This window comes from Streptomyces sp. TLI_146 (genome assembly GCF_002846415.1).
In the GTDB taxonomy this organism is placed as follows: domain Bacteria; phylum Actinomycetota; class Actinomycetes; order Streptomycetales; family Streptomycetaceae; genus Streptomyces.
The window spans coordinates 1,009,563-1,035,508 of the sequence record NZ_PJMX01000001.1; the positions used below are offsets into that span (position 1 = coordinate 1,009,563).

Genomic DNA, 25,946 nt, shown 5'->3' on the forward strand with positions numbered 1-25,946 from the left:
GGGCCGCTCGGCCCCGGAACACGTCACACAGCACCCACCGGAAAGGAAGTGCGAACCCCATGGGCAACACCGAAACCGCGCTCAAGGAAGCGATGACCTCCATCGAGGGCACGATCGGCGTGGCACTCGTCGACTACAGCAGCGGCATGGCCCTCGGCACCCTGGGCGGCGGCAAGGACCTGGACCTGTCGGTGGCCGCCGCCGGAAACACCGACGTGGTCCGCGCGAAGGTGCGGACCATGGAACTGCTGGGCCTCAAGGACGAGATCGAGGACATCCTCATCACCCTCGGCAGTCAGTACCACCTGATCAGGCTGCTCAAGAGCCGTGGCCACACCGGTCTGTTCCTCTACCTGGCCCTCGACAAGAGCCGGGCGAACCTGGCGATGGCCCGCCATCAACTGCGGCGGGTGGAGGACATGCTGGAAGTGTGAGGCTGCTTCCGTACGGGCAAGACGTGCCGGGGCCGAGGCCGGACCCGGCACGTCCACGTCCTCTCCCTAAGGGCGCTCAGCACACCCCGTCACTGATGTGGATCGTGCCGAGGTCCTGCGCCGTCTGAACGAAGGCCCGCAGCCGGGCGCTCTCGCTCGCGGTGGACCACACGAGCGCCCACTCCGTGAGCGGAGCGTCGTGGACCGGCAGGAAGGCGATGCCGGGAGGTGTGTAGTACCGCCCGACATGGCCGTTGACCGGGCAGGCGAGGTGACCGCCGGCCACCAGGGCGAGCAACTCGTGAAACGTCCGGGCGACCGGCCCGCGCGCGATCCGGCGCCCGGACGGTGTGTACGTGGGAACCATGGCCTCGAACCAGTACGCGGGCGCCTCGGAACCGGGGTCGAGCAGGCGCAGCCCGCCGAGGTCCTCCAGCGACACGGACTCCCGCCCGGCCAGGGGCGAGGCTGTGGTGACCGCGAGGACGCGGCCCTCGGTGAGCACGGTGGGGCCGACGCTGAGGTCGGGTTCGTGGACGGGCCGCCACAGCAGCTCCACGTCGGTGCGGCCGGTGCGCAGCGGTGTGAACGGGTCGCTGAAGTGGATCTCGACGAGCTCGACGTCGCAGTCGGGGTACTGGGCCCCGAACGCTTCGATCAGGGGTCGCAGTTCGTGGGCGAGGACGCCCAGGACACCCAGCCTGATCGTCCCCCGCACGCCCAGCGCCGCCTCGCTCGCGCGGGCGAGCCCGCCCTGGATCAGGTCGTAGGCCTGCTGGAGCTCGACGCGCAGGGCCTTGCCGACCGGGGTCAGAGTCACCGAGCGGCTGGTGCGGTCGAACAGCGGGGCGCCGATGCGCCGTTCCTGTTTCTTGATCGCCTGGCTCACCCGCGCCTGCGAGATCCGGAGCCGTTCGGCGGTCCGGCCGAAGTGCAACTCCTCCGCCAAGGCCAGGAAGATCTCTATGTCACGCAGTTCCATCGTCGCCCCCGCACCGCGATAACCGCAGCGTTATCGATCACCGCGCGAAGTCTACGTTGATCCGGACGCGCCGCCGCCGGAAGCTGGAGGCACCCGGGAGACACGCCGCCACCAGCGGCGATCCCATGGCCGTCGCATGGAGACACCCCCACGTGAACGACAGACTCGACATGACCGTGATGCACGCGATGCACGACGCGCTGCGCCGGGAGCTGCGGCACATCGCCCGTATCACCGCCCGGTACGACCCCGATCCCCGGCATGTCCTGCGGGGCGCCGCCGGCTGGGAGATGTTCAGACGGGCCCTGCGCGCCCACCACCGCGCCGAGGACGACGCCCTGTGGCCCGCACTGCGCCGCGCCCTGGACGGCCGACCGTACGACCTCACGCGGCTGGAGGCGATCGAGGTCGAGCACGCCGTGCTCGCCCGTCTCGTCGCCACCGTCGACGAGGCCCTGGCCGACCCGGGCACCGACCCGGTCCTCCTCAGCGAGCTCGCCCACTCGCTGATCACCGGTCTCGCCGGGCATCTCGCCCACGAGGAGGACGCCGTGTTTCCGCTGGTCCAGGCCGTCGTGGACGAGCAGGAGTGGGAGCACTTCGGATGCGTCCACGCCCAGCGGATCGCTCCCCACGCGGCGCAGCTCCTGCCCTGGCTCCTGGAAGGCGCCGACGAGCACACCACCACCGTCGTACTGGCCCAGCTGCCGACACATGTGCGCCGCGCGTACACGTATCAGTGGCAACCCGAGTACGCGCTGCTGGACCGGTGGAGGATCCAGGTGCCCTCCTCCCGCTACCCGCTGCCCACGGCCGCGTCCACGGCCATGGACGCGCAACCAGTCAAGGAGTTGACATGACGACTGTCGAGCCCATCGAGGAACCCGGCTCCCGCTTCCCTGCCGATACGGATCCCGAACCGGCGGCAGCCGTATCGCTGGAACGATGGCTCGCCCTGGTGGCCGTGGCCACCGGCACATACTCCGCCGGGTCGGCGCGGTCGGCGGACTGACCGCCACCGTCAACGCCGGTCCACCCGCTCGGGGGTGTCGTCGAGGAAGCCGCCCGACTGGTGCTGCCACAGCTTCGCGTAGGCGCCGCCCGAGGCGAGCAGCTTGTGGTGCGTGCCCTGTTCGACGATCCGTCCGCGGTCGAGGACGACCAGCTGGTCCATGGTGGCGACCGTGCTCAGCCGGTGCGCCACCACGAGCGCCGTACGCCCGTCCATCAACCGCCACAGTGCGTCCTGGACGAGGATCTCGCTCTCGGAGTCCAGCGCACTGGTCGCCTCGTCGAGCAGCAGGATCGGGGCGTCGCGCAGGATGGCCCTGGCGAGGGCCACACGCTGGCGCTGGCCGCCGGACAGCTTCACCCCGCGCTCGCCCACCATGGTGTCGAAGCCGTCGGGAAGCGCGTCGGCGAACTCCGTGACGTGCGCCGCCTCGGCCGCGCGGCGGATCTCCTCGTCGGTGGCGGTCGGCCGGGCGAACGCGATGTTCTCCCGCAGCGTCCGGTGGAACATCGCCGGGTCCTGCGGCACGTAGGCGATCAGGCTGCGCAGTTCGCCCTGCCGCAGCCTGCTGATGTCCCGCCCGCCGATCAGGATCCGCCCGCCGTCGATGTCCGTCATCCGCAGCAGGAGCCGGGTCAGCGTGGTCTTGCCGCCGCCCGACCGGCCGACGAGACCGATCCTCGTCCCGGTGGGCACCGCCAGGTCGAGCCCCTCGAAGAGGGGCCGCCCACCCGCGTGGGCGAAGGTCACCCCTTCGAAGCGCACCTCGCCCGCCCGGACCGGCAGCGGCTCCGGGACCGCCGGGTCCAGCACGGTCGGCGGTTCGAGCAGCAGCTCGGTGAACTGCGAGGCCTCCGTCATCGAGCTTTCCAGACGGCGGTAGATCTGGTTGAACTCGAACATGATCCGCGTCGCGTTGGCGTAATACGTGAAGGCGACGATGACCGCTTCGACGCCGTGCTCTCCGCCACCGAGCCCGATGGCGAGCAGCAGGCCCAGCACATTGGTCAGGACGGACATGGGTGCGACCAGTGTGTCGATGCGCAGGTTGCCGTAGTCCCACGAGCGCAGGGTGAGCCGGCGCGACTCCGCGACCCGCGAGCGGTGTTCGGCGGCCTCGCGCTCCTCGGCGGCGAACGACCGGACCGTGTCCATGTTCATCAGGCTGTCGGCGACATGGCCCGACACCCGGGCGATCGCCTGCTCGCGCTCGGCGACCAGCGCCTGACGGCGCCGGATCAGGGGTGTCACGCAGGCCGCTGTGAGCCCGATCAGCACCAGCAACCCCACCACGAGCAGTGGGTCGTACTGCCACAGCACCACCGACGCGAACACCAGCGGCACGAAGCTGCCGACGACGTTGAACGTCAGTGTGTCGACGCAGTCCTCGAAGCGGGTGGCGAAGCTCAGTACCCGCTTGGTCAGCGACCCGGCGAAGTTGTCGTGGAAGAAGGCGGCGTCCTTGGCGAACAGCTCGTCCATCCCGATGACATACAAGTGCTCGACACCACGGGCATCGAGGCGGTTCAGGCAGTGCAGCCCGACGCGCCACAATGCCTCCGACAACAGCAGCACCCCGGCGAAGCCGAGGACGTAGGGCAGCATCGGGCCCATGCCGACGCTGCCTCCGTCCCCGGCGATCCGGGCTACGAGCTTGGCCACGACCAGCGGCGCGATGTACTGGATGCCGATGTTGCCGACCGCCGGCAACAGCATCGCCGGCGCGGTCAGCCGCCGCAGCCGGGCCAGTTCGCGCCCGTAGTAACGAAGTGCGAGGAGCACCGAGCCCCTGCTCGGTAAGCCCTCGCGCGATTCACGCGACTCAGGTGATCCCATCCCAACCCTGTGCTCTCGGACCGGCAGGTGAACACATGAGTGTCCCGCGTCGGCAGGCGCACGGTCCACGGGTTTTCGCCCGACCGGCTCTCGCACATACGCTCCGTCCACCGTCTTGAGGGTCGCCCCGCACATGTCCGGACCCTACGGAATCCCCGTTACGGATGGTTGGTGATGGCCCCGGTCTGAGCCGCTGTGCTTCCGCCCTGCGGAGCACCTCACTGGGCGCTGGCGGCCGGGCGCAGCACGATCTCGTTCACATCGGCCTCCGGCGGCTGGGCGACGGCGTACGCGATGGCCTCGGCGATCGCCGCGGCGGGCAGGGCGACGGCACGATACGTCTGCATGATCCGGCGTGCCTCGGCGTCCGCGAGATGGTCGACCAGCTCTGACTCGGTGACGCCCGGCGACACGACGGTGACGCGGATGCTCCCGTCCGACTCCTGCCGCAATCCCTCGGAGATCGCCCGCACCGCGTACTTGGTGGCGCAGTACACGACCGCCGTGGGCGACACCTCGTAGGCGCCGACGGAGGCGATGTTCACGATGTGGCCGCCGCCCTGCGCCCGCATCACGGGCAGCGTCGCGGCGATGCCGTGCAGCACACCCCGCAGGTTCACGTCGATCATGCGGTCCCACTCGTCGGTCCGCACCGCGTCGAGGCGGGACAGCGGCATGACCCCCGCGTTGTTCACCAGGACGTCGATGCGGCCGAGTTCGGCCCGAGCGGCCTCGGCGAAGGCGTGGACGTCGACGGCGTCCGTCACGTCCAGGCGGCGGAACGCCGCACTGCCGCCCGCCGCGGCGATCTCACCGGCCAGCGCCGCCAGGCGATCGGCGCGCCGGGCCCCGAGGTAGACCCGGTGGCCGTCGGCCGCCAGCCGGCGCGCGGCCGCCGCGCCGATGCCACTGCTGGCCCCGGTGATCAGCACCGCCTTGGCGATCCTCGTCATGATGCGCTCCTTCTCCGTCGACTCGGCCCGCTGCACGAGTGGATGAGGCAACGGTCGGCGACGCTGCACGCTCCGGCCAGGACGGCTTCTGCCTGGGTACGGCGCACCCAGGCACCGCGACGGCGGCGGCCGTAGGCTGACGCGGTGACGAGCAGTGAACTGGGTAGTTTCCTACGGGCCCACCGAGCCCGGCTGCACCCTGACGACGTGCGCCTGGTGTCGTACGGGCGGCGCCGGGTGGCCGGGTTGCGCCGGGAGGAGGTGGCCGTACTCGCGGGCATGAACGCCGACTACTACGCCCGCCTGGAACAGGGCCGCGAACGCCGCCCCTCCCCGCAGATCCTCGACTCGCTCTGCCGGGCGCTCCACCTGGACGACGACGCCCGCGCTCACCTCTACCGCCTCGCGGGCAGCATGCCGGACGGCGGCGGCCCGCAGCCGCACGAGAGCGCAAGTCCCGCACTGCGGAAGCTCCTTGACGCCTTCCCCGACACTCCGGCGTTCGTGATCGACCCGGCCATGGACCTCCTGGCCGCCAACTCCCTCACCGACGAGCTGTTCTCCCCCTTCCAACGGGCCGACAACCTCGCCCGTATGACCTTCCGCGATCCCGCCGCACGCCGGTTCTTCGTCCACTGGTACCGGGTGGCCGAGGCGACCGTCGCCGCCCTGCGCCAGGCCACCGGCCTCTCCCCGGACTACCCGCGTCTGCGCGCGGTCGTCACCGACCTGACCGCCGCCAGCGAGGAGTTCAGCTCGCTGTGGCGCGCCCAGACCGTCCACGGCAAGACGCGCAGCGCGAAGGAACTCGTCCACCCCGAGGTGGGCCCCTTGTCACTGACGTACCAGAGCTTCGACGTACGCGGCGCACCCGGCCAGCAGCTGCTGATCTACCACGCGGAGCCGGGAAGTCCCAGCGCGGGCGCTCTCACCCTGCTGGGCACACTCGCCGCCACACGCCGACGGGCACGGTCCGGCACCGGCTGACCGCTTCATGTCCGCTGGCCTCACGCCCCCGCCCGGACGTACGCCTCCAGCAGGTCGGCCAGCTCCTTCGGGTGGCTCAGCGCCGCCAGATGACCGCCGGGCACCTCATCGGGTGTGATGCCGAGGCGGTCCTGTGCCACTTGGCGTTGGAAGGCTGCGGGGAAGAGCCGGTCGTCGCGGGCGGTCACGACTCGGGTCGGTACCTTCGGCCACGCGTCGAGGGTGAACGGTGTCGCGAAGACCGCGTCGGACTCCTCCGCCGCGTGCTCCCCCGAGGCGTCGATCTCGGCCTGCGGCAGGTCGTGCAGGAAGTACGTCGCCACGTCGAAGGGCGCGTCCGGGTCACGGCCCTCGCGCACGTCCTGCGCGCGGCGTGCCGCTTCCTGGCCGGTGTTGGCCCACCACTCCCCCGCTGTCTCGCCGGGGCGCGGGATCATCCCGTTGACCAGCACGAGGAGCGACACGGGCAGTCGCGCGCACACCAGAGGCGCTGTGAACGCGCCGAGGGACTGGGCGACCACCACCAGATCCCCGCGCCCACCGACCGCCTCGACGACCGTGTCCACGTACTCCGGCAGCCCCGCCCCGGCGTCCGCTCCCGGCAGGTCCACGGCCACCACGTCCCGCCCCCGGCGGCGCAGTTCGTCCGTGACGCCGTGCCAGTACCAGGAGGAGCCGCCGGCTCCGGGAATCAACACGTACGTGGTCATGGGTGCACCTTCCGCGCGGGGACGTGGCCTTCTTCCCCTTGTGACTGTCGGTCCTCGCCGAACTCATCGGGCGGTGGGCGCGCCGCTGGGCGGAGTGCTCGTCGGTGACGACGGTGAGGTGGTCCTGGCGGGCCGACACCGTGAGGCGGCCGAGCTCGTCCAGGGGGAAGACATCGGGGCCGGCGACATTGAGGCTGCCGTTGCGCGGGGGCGCGGTGGCGACGTCAGCGAGGGCTTCGACGACATCTGCCGCCGCGATGGGCTGAACCGGGGTGGAGGGCAGCCGGACGGTCCTCGGTGCTCCACGACATGACCGCGTCCATGAACTCGAAGAACTGGGTGGCACGCACGATCGAGTACGCGGTGGGTCCCTGCCGCAGGAGCTCCTCCTGGAGAGTCTTCGCACGGTAGTCCAGTCGCGGCACCCGGTCGACTCCGACGATGGAGAGGATCACCTGGTGGCGTACGCCCGCGCGCTCGCCCGCGGCCAGCAGGTGGCCCAGGGTGGTGCGGAAGAAGTCCGGGGAGGCTTCGTCGAACGTCGGGGAGTTCGTCACGTTCACGACCGTGTCCGCGCCCGCCGGCGCCGGGTCGAGCCCCTCACCGGTGAGCAGGTCGACTCCGGCCGACAGGGATGCGGCGACCACCTCGTGTCCGGCCCCGCGGAGCAGGTCGACGAGCTGGGAACCGATCAGTCCGGTGCCTCCGATGACCGTGATCTTCATGATCAGTCCAAAAGACCGGCGGATACGTACTGACCAGGGCGGCCTCCGACATCACCGTTCTGGACGTGGTGCAGGCGGTCGACGGTGCGAATCCGGCGTTCGTGTGCGCCGAGATCCGGCAGCGGGCCCCCTGGGGACACCGCCCGAGGAGTGCACGAGGCCGTGCCCCATCGCCCGTGCGATGGCGGCCGCCGACGCCGCCTGGCGGGCGTCACTGCGGGGTGTCTCCGTGGCGGACCTAGTCGGCTCGGTGGAGCGGGACAGCGGACCCGAGGCCCTGCCGGGCATCGGCGCGTGGCTCGACTCGGCGCACGCCTCCGACGGCTGAAGGCTCACGGTGCCGCCGGCGCACGGACGGATCGCCCGTCGGCGCCGGCTCCGAACCGGACGACGGGACTTGCCTGCCGGTGACCGGAGTCATCCGTCAGTCTGCGGGCTATGCTGCCAGACAGACGCCCAAGCCCCCGGCGGCACATGTCGAATGACCACGATGCCCGCCGGAGTGGACCCCGGTCCTCTCGGCAGGCGCACCCTTCGAGGAGTGACCCCGGAACTCCGGGCCAGGATCCAAACCCGGCACCGAAGCCACTCGTCCGCCTCCGCGCGCACCGAAACCCGCACCGCGACATGCGGGACCGAGGCGCCGACTCCGGCATCGCTGTACCGCATCGCGCGGCGGGCCACATGAACCGAGGCACCATGCCCCTCCCCCAGCTCAACGTCTACCGTCACGACCGCAAGGCCCGGGCCCTCATCACCCTGGCCGGTGAGATCGACCTCGCCACCGCACCACTGCTGCAGGAGACGCTGGCGCGGTGCCTGCACGACGGGATACGGACTGTGGACGTCGATCTGACCCCTGTCACCTTCTGCGACTGCAGCGGCCTCAACACCTTCCTCGACGCGGCAGACCGCACGACGGCCGCGGGAGGCACCCTGCGACTGCACTACCCGTCATCCGCCCTGCACCGGCTCCTCGAACTCACCGGCTCCACCTTCCTGCTTCGTCCGCTCCCCACCCCGTCGACTCCGCCACTCTCCGGCCACGGCGCGGTGTCGCCACAGCCCGTTACGGGCGCGAGCGCGGGCGGTGCGCGATGACGGCCTGGCCCGGGCGCGAGCGGCAGCAGAGGCATCCCGGTGCGGGCGAAGCCCCCATGGAGGGGATGCGTCTTCGGCAGCTGAGCCGCCGGCAGGCCGAGGACCTGCGGGAAGACCTGGCGGATCTGTACGTGGAGTCCTATCTGTACATGGTGGATCCCGGCTGCCCGTTCGCTGCGGAGCACCCCGGCCGACAGGGCTTCCTGCGCCGCCTCGCGGCCAGTGTCCGACAGCCGGCGTTCGCCATGCTGATCGCGGAGACGACGGCACTGGCCGGATGCACCTTCGGCTATCCCGTACGACCGGACGGAATCCGGTGGCTCGGCTTCGAGGGAGCACTGCCCCGGAGAGTCGACCGCCTCACCGCGTCCGGGCGTGTCCTCGCGGTCACCGAGATCGTGGCCCATCCGCGCGAACAGGACCACGGCCTCGCCCAGCAGTTGCAGGAGCAGTTGCTCGCCGCCCGCCACGCCTCGCTCGGGGTGGCCCTGGTGAACCCGGCAGACCGTACGACCCACGCCGCGTTCCGGTCCTGGGGATGGGAGGACGTCGGTGAAATACGGCGGCCGTCCAGCCGGACCGTACGGCGGGTCCTGGTCCTTCCTCGCGACGGCAGCCCGGCTGCCGCTCGTGCGCCACGCCGGGGGTCTGCCGCGTTTCACCTCTAGGGCACGGCCCGCATCGGTGCCTGTGGGGCACCGAGTTGCCGAACGGTCACCTCATGCCCGGGTCCAATCCGTCCGCTTCGCGGGGTCGCTCCGTCTCCGGGTTGTGGGCCAGGCCGTCCGGTTTCGAGGGTGTCCATTCGCCGAGGCGAAGAACCAGCACCCGCAGCAGTGCGGGACCGGGCTGTCGGCGGATGATCCCTCCGATGTCCTGCCAGCCCCAGGACCGGAACGCGTCGTACACCGCATGGTTGGTCTGGTCCACCAGCGTGGCGCCCAGGGACGCCTGGTGGTCGGCGAGCAACCGTTCTTGCAGATGGCGCGCGAGGCCACGATCACGCTCGTGCGGATGGACCATGACCTCGGTGATCGCGAAGACGTGACCGGATGCGGTGAGTTGCTCGATGCGTTGCGGAAGCGCCCCGAGGAACCCGCGCCACCAGGTACCGTCGCGCCGCACGGGGAAGCCGAAGGCACACCCCACCAGGACGGAGGCCTCGCCCGGCACCGTGGCCTCCGCGGCCGTCATGTCGAAGCCGGGCCGCCGCACATCGACGGCGAACCGGCGCAGGAAACCCTCTCTGCTGCGGTACTCCTCACCGGACACCGCGCCGGTGGACTCCACGTACAGGTCCGCGAGGTCTTCCCGCTGGGACTCGGCCTGCCAGCGGCTCAGCCCCCGCAGGTACACCGCGCCGCCCGTGGACGGCTCGTAGCCTGCCAGCCTCTGCGCCTGCCCGGGGCTGGAGCCGGCCATCACGGGGCACCTGCCCGGCGGCCGGGCCGGGGCGAGCGGCCGACGGTACGGGCGCGGACCGGCGCCTCGTTCTTGCTGCCGCGCCGGTGGGCGGTCGACTTCAGGATGCGCATGGCGGTGCTCCGGGTCGGATGGACGCACGGTAAGACGGAGCGACAGACGGTCCGGCGGCCCGAGTTCAGGTGCCGTACCCGGTTCGGTCCATCAGGGGGATGCGCCGGAGACCGGACGGAGGCCCGTTTCCAGCGGCATCGCAGCCAACTCGCGTTGCGGCGCCGGGGTCTGGGACGTCCTCTCAGCAGCATAGCCCCGGATCGCACAGGTGGCGGCCGACCGTGATCCGGCCGACCGCCACCTCGGAAGCCCCGTACTATCGGGGCATGTTGCGCGGGGTCTGGTAGTACGCGCCGAGGCTCTGGTGGTAGTCCTCATCACCCAGGTGCTTCTCCTTGTCGAACTCGGGGGCGTTCTTGATCTCGTCCTTCGTCCGGGACACGTACACCTTTCGCGCGGACACGTCGACGCTCTTGACCGTGCCGGCCGGCAACAGCACGTGCTTGCCGAAGATCCATACGCCGGTATCGACCACGATGTACGCGGAGCCGACCTCGTCGGAATGCTTGTCGACCTTGCCGATGGTGCCGTCGGTGGCCTCCACCTTGTAGCCGGTCAGGTCATTTCCCGCCTGATATCCGGCGGTCTGCGGGTAGCCCCACATGTCAGTCATGAATGCCTCTCCATTTGATTTTCAGGAGAGCAGAGGAGGCGATTCCCCTCCGCTCGACTGCCGCTGTCCGGGTCCCCTCATCCGGCTTCACCAAACATCCGAATAAAATTCGGAGAACCAGGCACTGGCCGGAAATGAGTAAACATAGGCGCCAGTACGGGAAATATCCGCGCCCGCTCCTCAAGAGCTTCGGCGCTTCGCCGAGTGACGTCTTGTGCACTGCGTACGCCCCGGACTCGGTCACCAGTGACGCTCGCGGTCGCGGCGGTCTTCGCGGTCCTGGCGGTTCCACCGGCCCCGGCGCTGACGGCTGTAGCGGCGATCCCAGCGGTCCACGCGGTCCCGGTAGTCGCGGTAGTTCCGGAATCCGGAATCGTCACCGCGGCCCCAGCCGTCCCGCCCGTACCGGAAGCCGGCGAACACCACCACGGCTGCGGCCACCCACCAGATGCCGTTCAGGAAACCGAGCCCGAACAGGACCATGACGAGAAGAGTGAGCAGGACGATCATGGCGGGCCTCCGGGCGCGGATCAGGTCATCGCAACCGGGGACTGGGGCCTCACTCGACAGCGTAGTCCCGTGGGAGGGCGGCGAAAACTCTCCGCCGGGCACCTTCCGTAACGAAGTGCGCAGATGGCGCCTTGACGACTGTTCGGAGTGCGCCGACCGCACTAGCGTGCGCGGAGCGTGCCCAGGACCCCGGCAGCGCCGAGCAGTTACCGCGCCCCCTCGGGAGCGCCCCCCGGCGCATCGGTGCCACGTCCGCGCACCGCGACCCTGACCGGACGGCCTCGGTGCTCCCTACATCGGGCAGCTCAGGCATGGTCCCACCGCCTCTCTGCCCCACGTCCAGACAACAGGCGGTACCACATGTACGCGCTACTGTTCCCCACTCTCACCCCCTTCGTCCTGCTCGCCATGGTCATGGGCCTGGCCTGGTGGGAGGACCGCGTTCTGCCGCGGACCGAGCCCGATCGGCCTCCGGCCGCCGCGCCCACCGCGTCCGGAGCAGAGGCCGCTGAAGCTCCGTTCGCCACGGGGAACCCGGCTCCGCTCCCCCGACTCACCGTGGCGTTGACACGGGAGTTCGCCGGGAGTTGACTGCCAGGTACGGCGTAGGGCCATGCCGCTCCGGATCGTTCGGGCCGGGCATCCTCTTCCCGTTTCGCCCGGACCCCGCGGAATCCAGGAACTCTCCTTCCGACCCGGAGGCCCGGCCATGGTGTGGATTCTGCTGCCCCTACTCGTCCTGATCCTGCTCGGTCTCGTCCTGATCCTGCTCGGTTTCGGCTTCACCATGCAGATCCTCTGGCTGGGTCGCCGCCGTCCTCCTCGTCTTGTGGACCGTCAGCTTCACCATGGGTGGACGCGACGGCCGACGGTTCAGCCGCAGCCGCCGGTAGTCCGAGAGGGAAAGCCATGAGGGTGGGGAACAAGATCAGGAACACGGCACAGACGATCTCCGGGAAAATCAAAGGAGGCGTCGGCCGGGCCACCGGAAACAGGCGCCTGAAGCGGGAGGGCAGAGCCAACAGTCACGCCGGCAGCCTCAAGCAGTCCGGCGAGCACATCAAGGACACCTTCAAGCACTGATCCGGCCGGCGGCTGCCCCGGCTCCGACGTCGCCGCACGATTCGAGCACCACCCATCGGACGGACGGCATGCTTCATGACAACGGGTAACCGGTCGGCGCGGATCCGGAGCCAGGTGGCGCGGCAGGCGGCGCTGCGCGGTGCCCGGCTCGCCGTGGTGGATGTGTGCACCGCAGCCGTGGCGGCGCTGCCGGTCGACGGAGCGGGAGTGTCGGCGATGTTCCGGAACACGGCCAGCCATCCGCTGTGCAGCACCGACGACATCAGCGAGCGGCTCGAAGAACTGCAACTCATGCTGGGCGAAGGGCCGTGCGTCGATGCCTTCGCTCAGGGCGCCGCCGTCCTGACACCGGATCTTCTGACGCGGAGGCTGCAGGACTGTTGGCCGGTGTTCTCCGACGCCGCCCTGGAAGCCGGAGTACGCGCGGTCTTCGCGCTCCCCCTGCAGGTCGGGGCGATCAGCCCGGGGGTCCTGGATCTGTACTCCAGCGTGCCCGTCGAGTTGAACGCCGAGGAGCTGGCCGATGCCCTGGCCTTCGCCGACTTCACGACACTGGTTCTCCTCGACGCACAGATCGACGAATCGGGAGACCGTTCGGCCGACCTGCCGGGGGACGGACGGAGGGAGGACCTGGGCAGGTACCGGGCCGAGATCGACCAGGCCACCGGCATCCTCACGGTCCAGCTCGGCGTCGGCATCGACGCCGCCTTCGTCCGGCTCCGTGCCCACGCGTACGCCACGGGCCTCCGGCTCGCCGAGGTGGCCGCCGACGTGGTGGCCCACCGGCTCCGCTTCTCCCCCGATTCCGATTCCGATTCCGGCTCCGGCTCCGGCTCCGGCTCCGGCGCCGGCGAGGATCCTTGCGATGACGAGGAGTGACGTGTCGGCAGGTATCCAACTGCGCCGCCCGGTCGGCCGCCTCATTCCGGTGGAACCACTCCCAGCAAAGGGCGTTGCCATGCATGAACAGCTCCTGGCCAAGACGTTCGTCGAGCTGGCGGACAATCTGGTCGCCGACTTCGACCTGATCGACTTCCTGCGCCTGCTGACGGACCGGTGCGCCGCTCTGCTCGCGGCGAGTGCCGTCGGCGTGCTGCTCGCGGACCGCGACGGCGAACTCCGTGTCATGGCTGCCTCCGACGAACGCGTACGCCTACTGGAGCTCTTCCAGCTCCAGAACGACGAGGGTCCCTGCCTGGAGTGCTTCCGCACCGGCGCCCCCGTGGACATCCCCGACCTCAGCCAGGAGGTGGCCCGCTGGCCGCGTTTCACCGCGTTGGCCAGGCAGAGCGGCTTCTCGGCCGTCCAGGCCCTGCCGATGCGCCTGCGCGACGACGTCGTGGGCGCGCTCAACCTCTTCCGTACCGCCCCCGGTCCCTTCGACCCTTCGGCCACCCACATCGCCCAGGCGCTGGCCGACGTGGCCACCATCAGCCTCCTCCAGCACCGCACCACCCAGCGCAGCACGGTCCTCAACGAGCAATTGCAAACCGCACTGAACAGCCGGGTGCTGATCGAACAGGCCAAGGGCAAACTCGCCGAACGCCAGGGCATCGACATGGAACAGGCCTTCACCGCCCTGCGCGGCTACGCCCGCGCCCACAACCGCCGTCTGTCCGACCTCGCACGTGCGTTCATCGACGATGCGGAACCACTCACCGGCCTTGGCACCTGACACCGGCCCCCGAAGCAGCAAGCGGGTGCCGGCGCGGCGCGTTCTCGCGCGCCCAAGGAGGAGCCCCCCTGCCCGGCATCCACTGTGCGGCGAAGCCCTGTCTACGCCGCCTGCCCGAAATCCGGGGCAGGCGCGGCGAATACGGTCCCGGTCGCTGTGCCGAGGTCGGAACGGACGTGGAGGAGCCGGGTCAGCCCCGCGGCGCCCAAAGCCGCGGTGGCGCTGGGACTCGGTGCGAGGAGGCACAGCCCGCCGCCGAAGGAGCGGGCCCGGCGTGCGGTGGCGACGAGCAGTCCCAAGGCGAGGGCGTCGCAGGAGGTCACGCCCGACAGGTCGAGGACCAAGGGGTTTGCGGGACCGTGGGACACCCGCACAAGGCGTTCGCGCAGCCGGGGAAGAGTGGTGAGGCCCAGACGTCCACGGACGGTGATGACCACGCATCCTTCGGTGCCCCGGGCGGCGGGCGGCGGCCGACTGCCCGGGACGGTGGGCGCGGGCGGTGACCCGCGCCCCTGTGCGGACGTACGGGCGCCCTGCCCAGGGTGCAGACACAGTGCACCGGCGGGCGAAGAAGTGGTTCGGGGAATCGTCGACACCCTGGGCCTCCTCGGAGCGGATCGGCACGCTGCCGGGGGCTGGGGCGCAGCCCTCACCCTAGTCCTGCCCCTCAGCCACGACCAGCCCCGCGCGGCGCACGGGCTGGGCGCCCCGGCCCTGGCGCGGCTCATGGGCCGCCCGGCCACGGGCGGGCTGCTGTTCCGTCTCGCCGCGCCGGCCGTCGGAACGGCCTCAGCCGGGAGTGGTCGCTATGAGGATCTGTGCGGCTTCGGAGATGTTGTCGGCGTGCACGGCCCGGGCCATCGCGGTGCGCGCGGCGTCGGCGGTCGTGTCCGGAGGGACCACGAGCAGCGAGAAATGGTCGTTGTCACCGCGGGTGACGAGGACGGTGTCGTCACCGACCGGGAAGGAGTCGAGGTGCACGACACGGTCGTCGATCACCAGCCGTGTCGGGATTCCCCGCCAGGCGGTGGCATCGAGCCCGACCCGCGTGATGGGGCCGAGGTGCTCGGTCAGCGCGGTGATCAGCGCGGGCAGTTCCTCCGCGATGTCACGGGAGCGCGGCCACCACGCGCCGTCGAGAACCCCTTCACGGGACCGGACCGTCTCCAGTCGCAGGAGCGCCGTTCCGGGCTTCACCGCTCGGTGAACGGCGTCCGGAAGGAGTCTCGCCGGGGTGGGGGTGTCGGATTCCGCCATGGTGGTTCGCCTGCCTGCGGGTGTGCCGACACGTCGCCATGCGCCGGTACGGACATCCCTGTGGTGGTTGAGCGGCGAGACGACGCCGCTGTTTCACGGTACTCCGGGTGGCCGCGGCGCCGCTCGCCGCCGACGGTGCGGCGCGGCGGTCCTCCGGGCCGACCGGCGGAGGATTGGCCCGGCTCACACGTGCCGGGCGGACCCCGGGGCCCCTCCGTCCGACGCCGCCCCCACGACGCCACCAGCCGAATCTCCCTCCCCGGCACTCCCCTCATCGCCCCTACCAAGGAGTACGCTGGAGTTACCGAGAGCACTTCGTACCCCGACCTCCGCGTCGGCGTCGTTCTCGGCGAGCGAAGACACCAGGCCGCTGTCCACGGACGGCGACCTGGAGACGGGTTCGCGCGATGTCCGCGACCATTGACCTTCCGGGACCGCGGTACGAGAGCCCCGCAGACCCGGCACCGACCGCACGCCTCGCGCTCAAAGCCGACGACGCCGCCCGTGGACTTCTGGACGGAGCCTGGTGGCCCCGCTCCCGCGACCTGCTGAGCGAACTTCCCGCTCTGATCGACGTGCTGGACCCGACCTGGGCCCGGATCACCCGTATCGCGGTCAATCCTCAGCACTGGCCCGTCATCCCGCGCAAGATCCCCGTACACGGACACGTGGTGAAAGCCGGCTGGTTCACACCCGAGCTGGATCCGCACAAACTGCTTCTGCTGTCCTACAACGTCGGCCGCTGGGACCTCCTGGTGATCCCACCGCAGACCGATGAGGCCACCGCCGCACGGCTGATGGCCGCAGCGACCACGGTCACCGGGCCGCCGCTGACCGCGAGCGCGCTCATCGCGGCCGAGGGCGGCCCCGGCGCACCCTCTACCGCGAGCCGGGCGCAGGACGCGGACAAGTCGGAAGAGGCATGGGAGTACGAGGGCGGCGCGCCGACGATCCGCCTTGACGTGCCGGCCCGACCGAGCCGCCTCCTGGTAGGAATGTGACCGCCGTGACCACAGCCCTGACCGTCCTCGTCATGGTCTTCCTGATCGTCGGTGCGGCAGGCCTGATCCACCGCCTCAACGGCCAGCACGCCGAGCGGATCATCCTGCACCGCTACAGCCGGCTCGCACCCGGCCGCCGGGACGACCGCGCCGACGCCACCCAGCCGGTCCCCGGGAAGCCGGAGCAGCTCGCCGTCCCCGCCCGCCGCGACCAACGGGACGGGGGCCGAGGGCGTCTGCGCCCCCGACGCCGGATCCGGCACATGCCCCGGCACTGACCCACCGGCACCGATCCCGGCACCGACACCCGAGCCGGTCGACCTCGCCCAGACCGGCCGCGCGGTACGCACCGGATCTGCAGCCGGACGGCGACATCCGCGCGATCTCCCGTCTCTTCCCGGCGCTGTGCGTGCTCACACCGGCCCTGTACGCCTTCTCGAACACCTCGGCCGGGTACGCGACGTGCGCTGGCCGACCGCGGACCGCATCACGGCCCGCCGTGCGCGAGGTGCCATCGGGGCGGGACCGTGAGCCGTACGGGAAGCACCGCCCGAACCGGGGTGCCAAATGCGACGTCGATGACGCGGTCAGCGGCGGGCCACCGCAGCGTTGGCCTTTGTCAGTAGCGGGATGAGGACATACGCGGCGACGGGGACGACTATCACAGTGAGGATCAGCGTCCGCACCATGAGCGGCAGGTCGGCGGTGGTCGGGCCGAGCAGGCCGAGTACGGCGGTGATGGTCGGGTAGACGGCCAGCCAGGTGATCACGGCGCGGCGGTGGATGGACGGGGCGGCGGGCGTGGGCGTGGACATGGACATCTCCTGGTCAGGGTGGCTGGAGGCTCGATCTCCAACCGTCGGGTTGGATTCTGACATCCACTCACCTTCATGTCCAACCGCCCGGTTGGGAATGGGTTAAAGTCGTGGCATGGCCTGGGACACAGCACGCACGCGGCAGCTCCTGCTCGACGCGGCGGTCGAGGAGTTCGCCGAGCACGGCCCGCAAGGGGCTCGTGTCGCCCGCGTCGCGACACGTGCGGGCGTCAACAAGGAGCGGATCTACCAGTACTTCGGCAGCAAGGAGAAGCTGTTCGTCGCGGTACTGGAGTCCGAGCTGCAAAAGCTCGCCGCGGCGGTGCCGCTGACCGCTGAACAGGCAGCCGACCTGGGCGACTACGCGGGCCGGGTCTTCGACTACCACCACACGCACCCGCACTTCGTACGGCTGCTGGCGTGGGAGGGCCTGCTCTGCCAGGACCGGGTGGCGGCGGAGTGCGAACGCACCGACCATTACGCCGAGAAGATCGCCACGCTGACCAACGCCCAGCGGAACGGGACGCTGACCGACGCGGTCGACCCGGGCGAGCTGATGCGCGCGGTGATCGCCCTGACCACGTCCTGGTTCACCCTGCCTCAGCTCACCCGCATGCTGATGACTCCCGCCGCCAAGGGCAGTCCCGAGCAGCAGCGCGAGGCGCTGGTCACCCTGGTCCGTCGGCTTACCGCCTGACCCGTACCCCCGGCCGGACCGCCGACCGACCACCACCGGTCACTGATGCACCCGGCCAGCTCGATCCGGCGGCAGCGCGAGGATCCTGAACCGCCCCCGCGCGGCCTCCTGCGATACGGCCAGCACCTTGTCCGCGACGCCCGCCGGCCACATCGTCTCTCGCGTCCACACCACTCCCCGGAGAAGCGACAGGGCGGGGAGGCGGGCACCGGTCAGGTCGGCCCCTTCGAAACCGGCGCCGCGGCAGTCCGCGTCGGTCAGGTCGGCCCCACGAAGCCGGGCGTGGGAGAAGTCCGCCGCTTCCAGGTGTGCTCCCGTCAGATCGGCGCCCGACAGATCCGCGCGGGCGCCGTGACAGGCGACCAGGTCGGCTCGCCTCGCCGATGCGTTCCTGAGCACCGCATCCTCGAAGACGGCAGCGTGGGCGCAGCAGCGGTCCAGGTCGGCGCCCGTGAGGTCCGCCCCGGTCAGATCGGCGCCGCCGAGGTCGGCGCCCGGCAAACTGGCACCCGAGAGGTCGGCGCGTACCAGCGTGGCTGCCGACAGATCCGCGTCCGCGAGAACGGCTCCCGCCAGTTGACGGCTTGTCAGGTCTGCTGCCGTGAGGCTGAGCGCACGCTGGGAGTACTCCCTCGGGACACCTCCGTCGAGCACCAACCGCGTGAGTTCACGCATCCTGACGTTGACCGCCGAGTCGGGGGCGTCCTCACCCTCGCTGTCGGGCGCACAAGGTGCGCCACCCGGGTCACGCTCCGGCTTGTTCATACGCATGACCCTACGCAACGCAAATCCACTGATCCCAGTGAATATCCTCGGGCGCGGTCCGCTGAGCGGAACCTTGCTTGTGTCCCCACCACGCCCCCGCGCAGGCTGTCCGGGACTCCCGTACCACGGGAGGTCGCCGAGCCAACCTCAAGGAGGTGCCCAATGACGTCACGTCCTGGACGCGGTACTCGTACGCAGCGCCTGACAAAAGCGCTGGCCGCTGCCGCCGTACCGGTGGCCGTCCTGGCACTGTCGACTCCCGCACACGCCGGGGCGCAAACGCTGCTGTACACGAACGGATTCGAGGGCAACCAGCTCAACACGTGGGACCACCCCACCGGTGGCGACGCCCAAGCCGGTTTCGAAGTCAACACCGGAACGGCCGACACCGGCCAGAACAACGGATGGCTCCGCGCCCGCCAGGGCTGGGCGCGTGAAGGGACGTGGGCCGGAATCGACGGCATCACGAGGAATTCGAACTGCACGGCCAGGATGTGGGTACGTCCGCTGGACAACACCGTGGAATTCGCCCTGCGGGTGTGGGACTCGAAGGGCAACAAGCTCGGCGAGACGGTCCCCCGGCTCTACCCCAGTACCTACTACCAGTCAGTTGCGACCCCGGCGTTTTCGCCCCAGGGAAACACCAACGTGTTCGTCGAGGCCGTCATCAGCTCGTACGACGGAACATACCGGACCGTGCGGATCGACGGCCTGGCCGTGGACTGCACCACCTGATCTCTGCGGCCCGTTGAGCCCGGTCAAGGTGCCGGAGCACGTGACGTGTGTCCGCCGAGCGAAAGGCCATGGGACGACAGGGTCCCCGTGCCTGGTCTCGGCGGACACACGTCACCGGCGGCACGAGCCGGGCCCGCGACCATCTCGACGGAATACGCAAGGTACTCCCCACCATTCGGCTGGCACATGCGATGTCGGCCCTTCACGCATAAATCCCGTCCGTTAACGTCGGCCGTGAAGGCAGGTCAAAGAAGTGCCTGCCGCATCGCATCCGATCGTGTGAGGCGTGTTTCCATGAGCGTGTCCCGTAACCAGATCCCCGGCACCGTCACCGCTGTCACCACGGGCGAGACCATGGCGTCGGCGAAGGTACGACTGGTCGGCGGGGGCCGGTGAACGTCTCCGTCATACTCACTGCCGCCGCGACGCCGACCGCTCCCGCGCTCGTCCTTCGTCCCTGGTGCTCGGACGACATTCCCGAGCTCATCGAGGCGTACAAGGATCCCGCTCTGCGCCGCGGGGCACGCTCCCCGCTGGACAGCGAGGACGACGTGCGGGGGTGGATGCGGATGCAGGAGCAGGGGTGGGAGGCGGGCGACCGCTTCGGCTTCGCCGTCCTCGAAGCCGCCCAGGACGCGGCGCCGCCACGGTTGGTGGGCAATGTGGCGCTCAAGGACGTCGGCGCCGGGGAGCCCCGCGGCGAGGTCGGCTACTGGACGGCAGCGGCGGCGCGTGGGCGCGGTGTGGCTCCGCGCGCCCTGGAGGCTCTCACGACCTGGGCGTTCGACACCTTCGCAGCCGGTGGTCTGGAGCGCCTCGAACTCCTGCATCAGATGGACAACCCGGCGTCGTGCCGCGTGGCGGAGAAGTGCGGGTACGCCTTCGACCGGATCCTGCCGTCGTGGCCGCCCACGTACCCGCTCGACGGACACCTGCACGTCAAGACCGCACCGACGCACGGCACTTCGGGTGAAGTACGAGCCGAATGACGGCGGTCCGGTCTCGACGGACGTACGAGTACCCGTATCGCTCCCCCGTCCGCCCCCTATCCGCGCAGGAAGCCGTCACCATGGGCGGCGATGTGGGTCTCCAGGGCGCTGAGCGCCTGCTGTGTCGCGTCGGGGGTGCCTGAGCCGCGCCGCTCCGCGTAGTAGGCCGCCCCGAGCTGCTTCAGCAGTTCGTTGCCCGCGCGTTGCTGTTGGACCTCGTCCACCTTCTGCTTCCCCTGGTTGAGGGCGGACTGGGCCTGTTCCTTGGCCCGGTCGAGGAATCCCGGCATGACAACCTCCGCGTTTGGTGTGGGCCCATTCTGCTTGCTGGGACGAGCCGCCCGCAGCAGGGCGCGCCGCTGTACCTGCTCATGGGCTTCGCCGTGGGCGGTCCCGATCGGCGCCCGGACCTGTCGGCGTGAGGGGACGGCCCTTCGTCCGTATCCTCGTGCGAAAGCCGGATCCGAGGAGGCTTCAGATGGGTTTCGACGACTTCACCGCACTGGTGGACTCTCCCGTGTACGTGGTGACCGCCTCGGCGGACGGGCGGCGGGCCGGGTGCCTGGTGGGATTCGCCGGGCAGTGCTCCTTGCGACCCGAGCGGTTCATCGCGTGGCTCTCCAAAGCCAACCACACCTTCCTGGTGGCCGAGCGGGCAACGGTCCTGGCGGTGCATCTCCTGCCCCAGGACCACGGCCTGGCCGTGCGGTTCGGCGCCCTGTGCGGGGCCGAAGTGGACAAGTTCGACGGCCTGGAGTGGACCGAAGGCCCGGACGGAACGCCGCTGTTGGCCGATGCCGTGGCCTGGTTCACCGGGCGGATCCTTGAGCGTTTCGACGGAGGCGACCACGTCGGCTTCCTCCTGGAGCCGCTGACCGTCGACAAGGCACACGACGGCAGACCGCTGTCCCTGCACCAGACGCTCGACATCACCGCCGGGCATCCCGCCTAGTGGACGAACCCCCGGTGACGCCCGATGCGCGAGCCGTCGGGGGTTAACCCCACCTGGCGTCGGGCGGTAGCAGGATCGTTCGAGGCGGCCGCTTCCGGAGAAGCTGGGACTCGGCACACACCGCCGTTTCCCGACGATTCCCCAGGAGTTGACTCGTGCGCGAGCAGGCATGGCAGAGGTTCCGTTCTTCCGGGCGGCAGCAAGGCGGTCGGCCCATAGCCGTGCCGGCCGCGGTCGCGGTGGCCGTGGGTGTCCTGACGATGGGTGCGCTGGCGCCGCCCGCGGCATCCGCCGCCGCCAGGCCGGACACCGTCCAGCAGGGCCTCGACGCCCTGGTGCGGTCCGATGGCCTGCCCGCGGCCCTGGCGAGCGTCAAGGACCTAGACGGGCACACCCGTACGTACACCGCGGGCGTCGGCGACGTGGCCACCGGGTCGAAGGTGCCTCGGGACGGTCAGGTGCGGATCGGCAGCAACACCAAGACGTTCACCGCGGTGGTCGTGCTGCAACTGGTCGCTGAGGGGAAGATCAGTCTCGACGCCTCGGTCGACACCTACCTGCCGGGCGTCGTACGCGGGGACGGGATCGACGGAAGCCGCATCACCGTCCGTGACATCCTGCGGCAGACCAGCGGACTTCCCAGCTACCTCGAGTACCTCGACGAGGAGATCCGGTACTACGAGCCCCGCGAGCTCCTCGACCTCGCGCTCCAGCACAAGGCGCACTTCGACCCCGGGAAGAAATGGGAATACAGCAACACGAACTACGTGCTGGCGGGCCTGATCGTCGAGAAGGTCACCCACCGCCCGCTCGCCGAGGAGATGGACCGGCGCATCATCCAGCGCATCGGGCTGCGCCACACCTACTTCCCCGCCCCGGGTGACGCGACCATCCGAGAACCCCACCCCCATGGCTACTACCGGGGTTCAGCGGACCAGCCTCTGCAGGACATGACGGAGATGGACCCCTCCTGGGCGTGGGCGGCGGGCCAGATCATCTCCACCAACTCCGACCTCAACCGGTTCTTCACGGCGCTGCTCGTCGACGGCCGCCTCCTCCCGAAAGCCCAACTGGCCGAGATGCGCACCACCGTTCGCGCCGGAGCCCCCTTCGCCGACGGGGCCCGATACGGGCTGGGGCTCGTGAGCACGCCGTTGTCGTGCGGCGGTGTCTACTGGGGTCACGGCGGCAGCATCCCCGGATACGAGACCCGGGGCGGAGTCACCGACAGGGGCCGCGCCGCCAACGTCGCGGTGACCGTCCAGCAGGACGACAAGACACCCATGAAGCATGTGGAGCGCGTCGTGGACACGGCCCTGTGCCGCTGAGCCACCCGGTGCCGGGCGGTGGAGGGGGCCCGCGGTAGAACCGCAGGCCCCCTGCTCCGACCTTGTGAGGGTGCCCCTGCGGACGGCACCCACCGTCACTCCGTGTCGAAGTCCGTCCCCCTGGAAACCTTCTCCCACTCCGCCAGTTCGGCCCGCACGGAGTCCAGGTGTGCCGTCAGGAAGTCGACCGCGTCGGCACCCAGGGCGAGGCGGAGTGGGGGGTTCTCGGCGGCCAGGGCCAGGCGGATGGCCGCTGCGGCCTTCGCCGGATCGCCGGGCTGGTCGCCATTGCCGCCCTGGACCATCTGCCGGGTCACGCCGACCTTCTCGGCGTACGCCGGGTTCTCCTCGGAGAAGTACGCCGCGCCCTTGCCGAACAGGTTGGTGCGGAACGCGCCCGGCTCCACGATCAGCACCTTGATGCCGAACGGTGTCACCTCGTCGGCCAGGGCCTCCGACAGTTGCTCCAGCGCCGCCTTGGTCGCGCTGTAGGCGGAGAACCCGGCGAAGGACAGCTGCCCGCCGAAGCTGCTGATGTTCACGATCGAGCCGCTGCCCCGCTCCCGCATCTGCGGCAGCAGCGCCCGGGTCAGCCGGGCCGGGCCGAACACATGCAGCTCAAACAGGTCGCGCAGCTCCTGGTCGGTGGTTTCCTCGAACGCCCCCACCTGGGTGCGGCCGGCGTTGTTCACCAGCACGTCCACCCTGCCGTAACGGGCCAGGACGTCGGCGGCCACCGCGTCGATCCGTTCGCCGTCGGTGACGTCCAGGCTGATCGCCTCGACGCGGTCGGGGTGCGCGGCGACCAGGTCGTCCAGCGCCTGCGTCCGCCGGGCCGTGCCGATCACCGTGTCGCCGGCGGATACCGCGGCCTCGGCGATGGCCCGCCCGAAGCCGCTGCTCGCACCGGTGACCAGCCAGACCTTGGCGCCGTTGCTCATCTTCCGCTCCCTCGTCAACTGCCGTTCGGGGCTACCCCGTCGACAGCCCTCATCCTTCGCCAGGAACGGGAGATGCGTCCAAGACCCGTTGTGATAGCCATGAGTTATGGATGTCCATGGACGCGATCTGCGCTACTTCACCGCCGTCGCCGAGGAGCTGAGCTTCACCCGGGCCGCCGAGAGGCTGTTCGTCTCCCAGCCCGCGCTGAGCAAGCAGATACGTATGCTTGAGAGACAACTCGGCGCGGAACTGTTCCAACGCGACAGACGCACCGTGCGGTTGACTGCGGTGGGGCAGGCCCTGCTGCCGCACGCCCACGAAGTACTGGCCCTTTGGCGCACCGCGCAGGCAGCGGTGGAGGAGGCGAAGAGCGCCGGGCGGTGCGACCTGGTGATCGGCATGTCCACCAGCCCGGGCCGCGGATTGCTGCCCGCCCTGCGGGCCCGTCTCCTCTCCCGGCATCCGGACGTACGCCCCGTACTGCGGCAGGTCAACTGGGCCGATCCGAGCGCAGGGTTGGCGGACGGGTCCAGCGATGTCGCCTTCGTCTGGCTGCCGCTGCCGGACGGGGACCGTTACCAGCACGCGGTGGTGGCCCGCGAGCCACGACTGGTCGCCCTGCCCGACGGGCACCCCCTGGCGGCGCGCGCAGCCGCCGACCCCGAGGGAGAAGTGGACTTCACCGACCTGCTGGACGAGCCCTTCCTCGCCCTCCCCCCGCAGGCCGGCCCGCTGCGGGACTACTGGCTCGCCCTTGACGCGCGCGACGGCCGCGAGCCACGGATCGGCGCGGTGGTGGCCAGTGCCGAGGAGACCCACGAAGGCGTCGCAGGCGGCCAGGGCGTCGCACTGCTGGCTGCCGGAAACGCCCCGCTGGTCGCCCGGGACGAGGTGATCGCCGTGCCGGTCCGGGGCATCTCGCCGTCCCAACTGGCGGTGGCCGCCCGCAAGGACGACAAACGGCCGCTGGTTGTCAGCTATCTGGCCGCCGCACGGGAGGTGGGGGCCGCAGCCGCCTCTTGATCCCCACGGCGTGGCCCCCCGGCCCGCACATCAGAGCTCGCTCGCGAATGGTCAGGCGGCCAGCGCCGCAAGCTCCGCGTCGGCCCGCTCGGCGACCAGGGCCAGGACACGCCCGGCGGCGGCCAGGTCCTCGGGGTCCATCCCGCCCCAGATCCGGGCGGTGAAGGGGGCGGCCTCCGCAGCGGCAACGGAGATCAACTCGCGCCCCGCGGCCGTGGGGCGGAGGTGCGCGCCGTCCGCGACGAGCAGGTGCTTGGCCAGCAGTTCGTCGAGAGTGGTGCGGATGTCGGTGGGATCGGCCTTGAGGGAGCCCTGCACCTGGACGACGAGATCGTCCGGCGTCGGCGGGGTGTCGGCGGTGACAGCGGCGCGCAGGGCGATCTGCTCCTGGAACGTGACGCCGTGCCGGGCGAGGACGCGCTCCAGGACGCCACGGGCGGCGTAGTGGGCCAGAGCGAGGACACGGGGGTCGGCGACGGGTGCGGTGACGGACGCGGCGGTGGCTGCTGTGGCGGTCATGGGGTTGTCTCCCGGGTGCTCTCGTCGTTCGGTACGGACGGGCCGAGTGGTGCGTCGAGCAGGGTTCTCAGTTCGTCGGTGAACGCACGCGTTCGCGGAGCGTCCAGGCCGCCGAGCGGCTCCAGCAACCGCTGGTGCAGTTCCTGGACCAGCGCGATGGCCTCCCGCGTGACGGCCCGGCCCTGCTCGGTGAGGGCGAGCTGTACGGCGCGCGGGTCGCGGGGATCACGGGTGCGCTCGATCAGACCGGCCGACTCCAGGGCACGCGCCAGCTTCGAGACGTACAGCGCTTCCAGACCGGTGTGGTCGGCGAGCCGGCGCTGACTGGGCCGCTCACCGGCACGGTGCATGCCGTGCAGCGACGCGACCACCGAGTACTGCGCGTGGGTGAGCCCCAGCGGAGCCACCGCGCGATCGACCGCGACGCGCCACTTGTTGGCGAGTCGCCATACGAGGAAACCGGGCGTGGGGCCCGGCGAACCGTTGCTCATGACACATAGAGTACATGGCTACTATGTCCATGACTACTATTTTCTGACGGAGTACGAGCGGCTCTACGGCTCGTTCGGCTCACGCCGTAGTGCGTCTGCCGCAATCGCCCGATGGCCGAGCACGACAGGGATCGCACCGAGGCCCTGCGCCGGATGGTCCAGGCGCTGCGGCCCGGCAGCCGGCTGCTCCTGGAGGACGCCGACACCACCTTGCAACCACTGCTGTGCCCGGACGAGTCGGGGCCCGAACAGCGGCGCGCCTCCGCTTGGGGACG

General features: G+C 70.4%; 33 protein-coding genes and 3 pseudogenes. 20 read left to right on the plus strand and 16 right to left on the minus strand.

Going from position 1 to position 25,946, the window contains the following annotated elements; translation table 11 throughout:
- Positions 1-59 precede the first annotated feature (59 nt).
- Positions 60-434 (plus strand): hypothetical protein, encoded by a 375-nt coding sequence (locus tag BX283_RS04575; protein WP_101386376.1) that lies wholly within the window; start codon positions 60-62, stop codon positions 432-434.
- 76 nt (positions 435-510) lie between these two features.
- Here BX283_RS04575 and BX283_RS04580 read toward each other — a convergent pair whose 3' ends face one another.
- Entirely contained in the window at positions 511-1,416 is a 906-nt protein-coding gene (locus BX283_RS04580) for a LysR family transcriptional regulator (RefSeq protein WP_101386377.1), read from the minus strand.
- Positions 1,417-1,568: 152 nt separating this feature from the next.
- Here BX283_RS04580 and BX283_RS04585 point away from each other — a divergent pair, with 152 nt between their 5' ends.
- Entirely contained in the window at positions 1,569-2,276 is a 708-nt protein-coding gene (locus tag BX283_RS04585) for a hemerythrin domain-containing protein (protein ID WP_257581954.1), read from the plus strand.
- Positions 2,273-2,428 carry a hypothetical protein gene (locus BX283_RS40485; protein WP_180357050.1) on the plus strand — a complete coding sequence of 52 codons (156 nt, stop codon included), beginning with the start codon at positions 2,273-2,275 and terminating at the stop codon, positions 2,426-2,428. The genes BX283_RS04585 and BX283_RS40485 overlap by 4 nt, the downstream gene beginning before the upstream one ends.
- Positions 2,429-2,437: 9 nt before the next feature.
- Here the strand turns inward: BX283_RS40485 and BX283_RS04590 are convergent, their stop codons facing one another.
- Positions 2,438-4,264: an ABC transporter ATP-binding protein gene (locus BX283_RS04590; protein WP_101386379.1), complete on the minus strand. Its 1,827-nt coding sequence runs from the start codon at positions 4,262-4,264 to the stop codon at positions 2,438-2,440.
- Positions 4,265-4,482: 218 nt separating this feature from the next.
- Positions 4,483-5,217, minus strand: coding sequence for an SDR family oxidoreductase (locus BX283_RS04595; protein ID WP_101392128.1), 735 nt, complete (start codon positions 5,215-5,217; stop codon positions 4,483-4,485).
- 144 nt (positions 5,218-5,361) lie between these two features.
- On the opposite strand from BX283_RS04595, the gene BX283_RS04600 reads away from it, so the two are divergent.
- Positions 5,362-6,204, plus strand: a complete 843-nt coding sequence (locus tag BX283_RS04600) for a helix-turn-helix transcriptional regulator (RefSeq protein ID WP_101386380.1) — start codon at positions 5,362-5,364, stop codon at positions 6,202-6,204.
- 20 nt (positions 6,205-6,224) lie between these two features.
- Here BX283_RS04600 and BX283_RS04605 read toward each other — a convergent pair whose 3' ends face one another.
- Positions 6,225-6,914: an alpha/beta fold hydrolase gene (locus BX283_RS04605; RefSeq protein ID WP_101386381.1), complete on the minus strand. Its 690-nt coding sequence runs from the start codon at positions 6,912-6,914 to the stop codon at positions 6,225-6,227.
- Positions 6,915-7,011: 97 nt separating this feature from the next.
- Positions 7,012-7,639 (minus strand): annotated as a pseudogene (locus BX283_RS04610) (SDR family oxidoreductase); the annotation flags it as partial.
- 2 nt (positions 7,640-7,641) lie between these two features.
- On the opposite strand from BX283_RS04610, the pseudogene BX283_RS04615 reads away from it, so the two are divergent.
- The 3 genes and pseudogenes from BX283_RS04615 to BX283_RS04625 form a co-directional block, all read left to right on the plus strand.
- Positions 7,642-7,967: pseudogene (locus BX283_RS04615) on the plus strand (Rrf2 family transcriptional regulator); the annotation flags it as partial.
- A 371-nt stretch (positions 7,968-8,338) separates the two neighbouring features.
- On the plus strand, positions 8,339-8,740 hold the full coding sequence (locus BX283_RS04620; protein ID WP_101386382.1) for an STAS domain-containing protein: 402 nt from the start codon (positions 8,339-8,341) through the stop codon (positions 8,738-8,740).
- Positions 8,741-8,805: 65 nt separating this feature from the next.
- On the plus strand, positions 8,806-9,408 hold the full coding sequence (locus BX283_RS04625; RefSeq protein ID WP_143676381.1) for a hypothetical protein: 603 nt from the start codon (positions 8,806-8,808) through the stop codon (positions 9,406-9,408).
- Between the two features lie 46 nt (positions 9,409-9,454).
- On the opposite strand, the gene BX283_RS04630 is transcribed toward BX283_RS04625, so the two are convergent.
- The 3 genes from BX283_RS04630 to BX283_RS04640 all read right to left on the minus strand — a co-directional run bounded on the left by BX283_RS04630 (position 9,455) and on the right by BX283_RS04640 (position 11,399).
- Positions 9,455-10,162 carry a hypothetical protein gene (locus BX283_RS04630; protein WP_257581960.1) on the minus strand — a complete coding sequence of 236 codons (708 nt, stop codon included), beginning with the start codon at positions 10,160-10,162 and terminating at the stop codon, positions 9,455-9,457.
- 370 nt (positions 10,163-10,532) lie between these two features.
- Positions 10,533-10,889 carry a PRC-barrel domain-containing protein gene (locus BX283_RS04635; protein ID WP_101386384.1) on the minus strand — a complete coding sequence of 119 codons (357 nt, stop codon included), beginning with the start codon at positions 10,887-10,889 and terminating at the stop codon, positions 10,533-10,535.
- Between the two features lie 240 nt (positions 10,890-11,129).
- Positions 11,130-11,399: a hypothetical protein gene (locus BX283_RS04640; protein ID WP_101386385.1), complete on the minus strand. Its 270-nt coding sequence runs from the start codon at positions 11,397-11,399 to the stop codon at positions 11,130-11,132.
- 360 nt (positions 11,400-11,759) lie between these two features.
- On the opposite strand from BX283_RS04640, the gene BX283_RS04645 reads away from it, so the two are divergent.
- The 4 genes from BX283_RS04645 (at position 11,760) to BX283_RS04665 (ending at position 14,157) form a co-directional block, all read left to right on the plus strand.
- Complete coding sequence (locus tag BX283_RS04645) at positions 11,760-11,990, plus strand: hypothetical protein (protein WP_101386386.1); 231 nt, start codon at positions 11,760-11,762, stop codon at positions 11,988-11,990.
- Positions 11,991-12,308: 318 nt separating this feature from the next.
- On the plus strand, positions 12,309-12,482 hold the full coding sequence (locus BX283_RS04655; protein WP_101386387.1) for a CsbD family protein: 174 nt from the start codon (positions 12,309-12,311) through the stop codon (positions 12,480-12,482).
- A gap of 114 nt (positions 12,483-12,596) precedes the next feature.
- Positions 12,597-13,361, plus strand: a complete 765-nt coding sequence (locus BX283_RS04660; RefSeq protein WP_257581963.1) for a GAF and ANTAR domain-containing protein — start codon at positions 12,597-12,599, stop codon at positions 13,359-13,361.
- 79 nt (positions 13,362-13,440) lie between these two features.
- Positions 13,441-14,157 carry a GAF and ANTAR domain-containing protein gene (locus tag BX283_RS04665; protein WP_101386389.1) on the plus strand — a complete coding sequence of 239 codons (717 nt, stop codon included), beginning with the start codon at positions 13,441-13,443 and terminating at the stop codon, positions 14,155-14,157.
- Positions 14,158-14,258: 101 nt separating this feature from the next.
- On the opposite strand, the gene BX283_RS41400 is transcribed toward BX283_RS04665, so the two are convergent.
- Both BX283_RS41400 and BX283_RS04675 read right to left on the minus strand, forming a co-directional pair.
- A complete protein-coding gene (locus BX283_RS41400) occupies positions 14,259-14,885 on the minus strand; it encodes an STAS domain-containing protein (protein ID WP_101386390.1) in 627 nt (208 codons plus the stop codon).
- A gap of 61 nt (positions 14,886-14,946) precedes the next feature.
- A complete protein-coding gene (locus tag BX283_RS04675; protein ID WP_101386391.1) occupies positions 14,947-15,414 on the minus strand; it encodes a DUF5994 family protein in 468 nt (155 codons plus the stop codon).
- Positions 15,415-15,821: 407 nt separating this feature from the next.
- Here BX283_RS04675 and BX283_RS04680 point away from each other — a divergent pair, with 407 nt between their 5' ends.
- Both BX283_RS04680 and BX283_RS04685 read left to right on the plus strand, forming a co-directional pair.
- Positions 15,822-16,415: a DUF5994 family protein gene (locus tag BX283_RS04680; protein WP_257581964.1), complete on the plus strand. Its 594-nt coding sequence runs from the start codon at positions 15,822-15,824 to the stop codon at positions 16,413-16,415.
- Between the two features lie 5 nt (positions 16,416-16,420).
- Positions 16,421-16,693 (plus strand): hypothetical protein, encoded by a 273-nt coding sequence (locus tag BX283_RS04685; RefSeq protein WP_101392130.1) that lies wholly within the window; start codon positions 16,421-16,423, stop codon positions 16,691-16,693.
- Positions 16,694-17,002: 309 nt separating this feature from the next.
- Here the strand turns inward: BX283_RS04685 and BX283_RS04690 are convergent, their stop codons facing one another.
- Positions 17,003-17,230, minus strand: coding sequence for a hypothetical protein (locus BX283_RS04690; RefSeq protein WP_257581965.1), 228 nt, complete (start codon positions 17,228-17,230; stop codon positions 17,003-17,005).
- A gap of 115 nt (positions 17,231-17,345) precedes the next feature.
- On the opposite strand from BX283_RS04690, the gene BX283_RS04695 reads away from it, so the two are divergent.
- Positions 17,346-17,927 (plus strand): TetR family transcriptional regulator, encoded by a 582-nt coding sequence (locus BX283_RS04695; protein ID WP_101386393.1) that lies wholly within the window; start codon positions 17,346-17,348, stop codon positions 17,925-17,927.
- A 39-nt stretch (positions 17,928-17,966) separates the two neighbouring features.
- Here BX283_RS04695 and BX283_RS04700 read toward each other — a convergent pair whose 3' ends face one another.
- Complete coding sequence (locus tag BX283_RS04700; protein WP_180357052.1) at positions 17,967-18,692, minus strand: pentapeptide repeat-containing protein; 726 nt, start codon at positions 18,690-18,692, stop codon at positions 17,967-17,969.
- 162 nt (positions 18,693-18,854) lie between these two features.
- Between BX283_RS04700 and BX283_RS04705 the strand changes: the two genes are divergently transcribed.
- Positions 18,855-19,427: a hypothetical protein gene (locus tag BX283_RS04705; protein WP_143676382.1), complete on the plus strand. Its 573-nt coding sequence runs from the start codon at positions 18,855-18,857 to the stop codon at positions 19,425-19,427.
- 392 nt (positions 19,428-19,819) lie between these two features.
- Entirely contained in the window at positions 19,820-20,416 is a 597-nt protein-coding gene (locus BX283_RS04715; RefSeq protein ID WP_101386396.1) for a GNAT family N-acetyltransferase, read from the plus strand.
- 56 nt (positions 20,417-20,472) lie between these two features.
- Here BX283_RS04715 and BX283_RS04720 read toward each other — a convergent pair whose 3' ends face one another.
- Entirely contained in the window at positions 20,473-20,706 is a 234-nt protein-coding gene (locus BX283_RS04720; RefSeq protein ID WP_101386397.1) for a hypothetical protein, read from the minus strand.
- Between the two features lie 188 nt (positions 20,707-20,894).
- Between BX283_RS04720 and BX283_RS04725 the strand changes: the two genes are divergently transcribed.
- Together BX283_RS04725 and BX283_RS04730 are read left to right on the plus strand one after the other, a co-directional pair.
- Positions 20,895-21,368 (plus strand): flavin reductase family protein, encoded by a 474-nt coding sequence (locus BX283_RS04725; protein ID WP_101386398.1) that lies wholly within the window; start codon positions 20,895-20,897, stop codon positions 21,366-21,368.
- A gap of 221 nt (positions 21,369-21,589) precedes the next feature.
- Entirely contained in the window at positions 21,590-22,696 is a 1,107-nt protein-coding gene (locus BX283_RS04730; RefSeq protein ID WP_101386399.1) for a serine hydrolase, read from the plus strand.
- A 95-nt stretch (positions 22,697-22,791) separates the two neighbouring features.
- On the opposite strand, the gene BX283_RS04735 is transcribed toward BX283_RS04730, so the two are convergent.
- Positions 22,792-23,637 (minus strand): oxidoreductase, encoded by an 846-nt coding sequence (locus BX283_RS04735; RefSeq protein ID WP_101386400.1) that lies wholly within the window; start codon positions 23,635-23,637, stop codon positions 22,792-22,794.
- A gap of 106 nt (positions 23,638-23,743) precedes the next feature.
- Here BX283_RS04735 and BX283_RS04740 point away from each other — a divergent pair, with 106 nt between their 5' ends.
- On the plus strand, positions 23,744-24,661 hold the full coding sequence (locus tag BX283_RS04740; RefSeq protein WP_101386401.1) for a LysR family transcriptional regulator: 918 nt from the start codon (positions 23,744-23,746) through the stop codon (positions 24,659-24,661).
- 51 nt (positions 24,662-24,712) lie between these two features.
- Here BX283_RS04740 and BX283_RS04745 read toward each other — a convergent pair whose 3' ends face one another.
- Complete coding sequence (locus BX283_RS04745; protein WP_101386402.1) at positions 24,713-25,180, minus strand: MarR family transcriptional regulator; 468 nt, start codon at positions 25,178-25,180, stop codon at positions 24,713-24,715.
- A complete protein-coding gene (locus BX283_RS04750; protein ID WP_101386403.1) occupies positions 25,177-25,671 on the minus strand; it encodes a MarR family winged helix-turn-helix transcriptional regulator in 495 nt (164 codons plus the stop codon). Before BX283_RS04750 ends, BX283_RS04745 begins: the two co-directional genes overlap by 4 nt.
- A gap of 120 nt (positions 25,672-25,791) precedes the next feature.
- Between BX283_RS04750 and BX283_RS04755 the strand changes: the two are divergent.
- Positions 25,792-25,935, plus strand: a pseudogene (locus BX283_RS04755) (SAM-dependent methyltransferase); the annotation flags it as partial.
- Positions 25,936-25,946: the final 11 nt, after the last annotated feature.

Excerpts from the sequence above, each read along its gene's own strand:
- BX283_RS04635 (WP_101386384.1), bottom strand. The coding sequence starts at position 10,889 with ATGACTGACATGTGGGGCTACCCGCAGACCGCCGGATATCAGGCGGGA.
- BX283_RS40485 (WP_180357050.1), top strand. The coding sequence starts at position 2,273 with ATGACGACTGTCGAGCCCATCGAGGAACCCGGCTCCCGCTTCCCTGCC.
- BX283_RS04675 (WP_101386391.1), bottom strand. The coding sequence starts at position 15,414 with ATGGCGGAATCCGACACCCCCACCCCGGCGAGACTCCTTCCGGACGCC.
- BX283_RS04625 (WP_143676381.1), top strand. The coding sequence starts at position 8,806 with ATGCGTCTTCGGCAGCTGAGCCGCCGGCAGGCCGAGGACCTGCGGGAA.
- BX283_RS04645 (WP_101386386.1), top strand. The coding sequence starts at position 11,760 with ATGTACGCGCTACTGTTCCCCACTCTCACCCCCTTCGTCCTGCTCGCC.
- BX283_RS41400 (WP_101386390.1), bottom strand. The coding sequence starts at position 14,885 with ATGAGCCGCGCCAGGGCCGGGGCGCCCAGCCCGTGCGCCGCGCGGGGC.
- BX283_RS04665 (WP_101386389.1), top strand. The coding sequence starts at position 13,441 with ATGCATGAACAGCTCCTGGCCAAGACGTTCGTCGAGCTGGCGGACAAT.
- BX283_RS04745 (WP_101386402.1), bottom strand. The coding sequence starts at position 25,180 with ATGACCGCCACAGCAGCCACCGCCGCGTCCGTCACCGCACCCGTCGCC.
- BX283_RS04655 (WP_101386387.1), top strand. The coding sequence starts at position 12,309 with ATGAGGGTGGGGAACAAGATCAGGAACACGGCACAGACGATCTCCGGG.
- BX283_RS04690 (WP_257581965.1), bottom strand. The coding sequence starts at position 17,230 with ATGTCCACGCCCACGCCCGCCGCCCCGTCCATCCACCGCCGCGCCGTG.
- BX283_RS04605 (WP_101386381.1), bottom strand. The coding sequence starts at position 6,914 with ATGACCACGTACGTGTTGATTCCCGGAGCCGGCGGCTCCTCCTGGTAC.
- BX283_RS04620 (WP_101386382.1), top strand. The coding sequence starts at position 8,339 with ATGCCCCTCCCCCAGCTCAACGTCTACCGTCACGACCGCAAGGCCCGG.
- BX283_RS04700 (WP_180357052.1), bottom strand. The coding sequence starts at position 18,692 with ATGAACAAGCCGGAGCGTGACCCGGGTGGCGCACCTTGTGCGCCCGAC.
- BX283_RS04590 (WP_101386379.1), bottom strand. The coding sequence starts at position 4,264 with ATGGGATCACCTGAGTCGCGTGAATCGCGCGAGGGCTTACCGAGCAGG.
- BX283_RS04695 (WP_101386393.1), top strand. The coding sequence starts at position 17,346 with ATGGCCTGGGACACAGCACGCACGCGGCAGCTCCTGCTCGACGCGGCG.
- BX283_RS04580 (WP_101386377.1), bottom strand. The coding sequence starts at position 1,416 with ATGGAACTGCGTGACATAGAGATCTTCCTGGCCTTGGCGGAGGAGTTG.
- BX283_RS04720 (WP_101386397.1), bottom strand. The coding sequence starts at position 20,706 with ATGCCGGGATTCCTCGACCGGGCCAAGGAACAGGCCCAGTCCGCCCTC.
- BX283_RS04705 (WP_143676382.1), top strand. The coding sequence starts at position 18,855 with ATGACGTCACGTCCTGGACGCGGTACTCGTACGCAGCGCCTGACAAAA.
- BX283_RS04735 (WP_101386400.1), bottom strand. The coding sequence starts at position 23,637 with ATGAGCAACGGCGCCAAGGTCTGGCTGGTCACCGGTGCGAGCAGCGGC.
- BX283_RS04595 (WP_101392128.1), bottom strand. The coding sequence starts at position 5,217 with ATGACGAGGATCGCCAAGGCGGTGCTGATCACCGGGGCCAGCAGTGGC.
- BX283_RS04575 (WP_101386376.1), top strand. The coding sequence starts at position 60 with ATGGGCAACACCGAAACCGCGCTCAAGGAAGCGATGACCTCCATCGAG.
- BX283_RS04725 (WP_101386398.1), top strand. The coding sequence starts at position 20,895 with ATGGGTTTCGACGACTTCACCGCACTGGTGGACTCTCCCGTGTACGTG.
- BX283_RS04640 (WP_101386385.1), bottom strand. The coding sequence starts at position 11,399 with ATGATCGTCCTGCTCACTCTTCTCGTCATGGTCCTGTTCGGGCTCGGT.
- BX283_RS04740 (WP_101386401.1), top strand. The coding sequence starts at position 23,744 with ATGGATGTCCATGGACGCGATCTGCGCTACTTCACCGCCGTCGCCGAG.
- BX283_RS04680 (WP_257581964.1), top strand. The coding sequence starts at position 15,822 with ATGTCCGCGACCATTGACCTTCCGGGACCGCGGTACGAGAGCCCCGCA.
- BX283_RS04630 (WP_257581960.1), bottom strand. The coding sequence starts at position 10,162 with ATGGCCGGCTCCAGCCCCGGGCAGGCGCAGAGGCTGGCAGGCTACGAG.
- BX283_RS04750 (WP_101386403.1), bottom strand. The coding sequence starts at position 25,671 with ATGAGCAACGGTTCGCCGGGCCCCACGCCCGGTTTCCTCGTATGGCGA.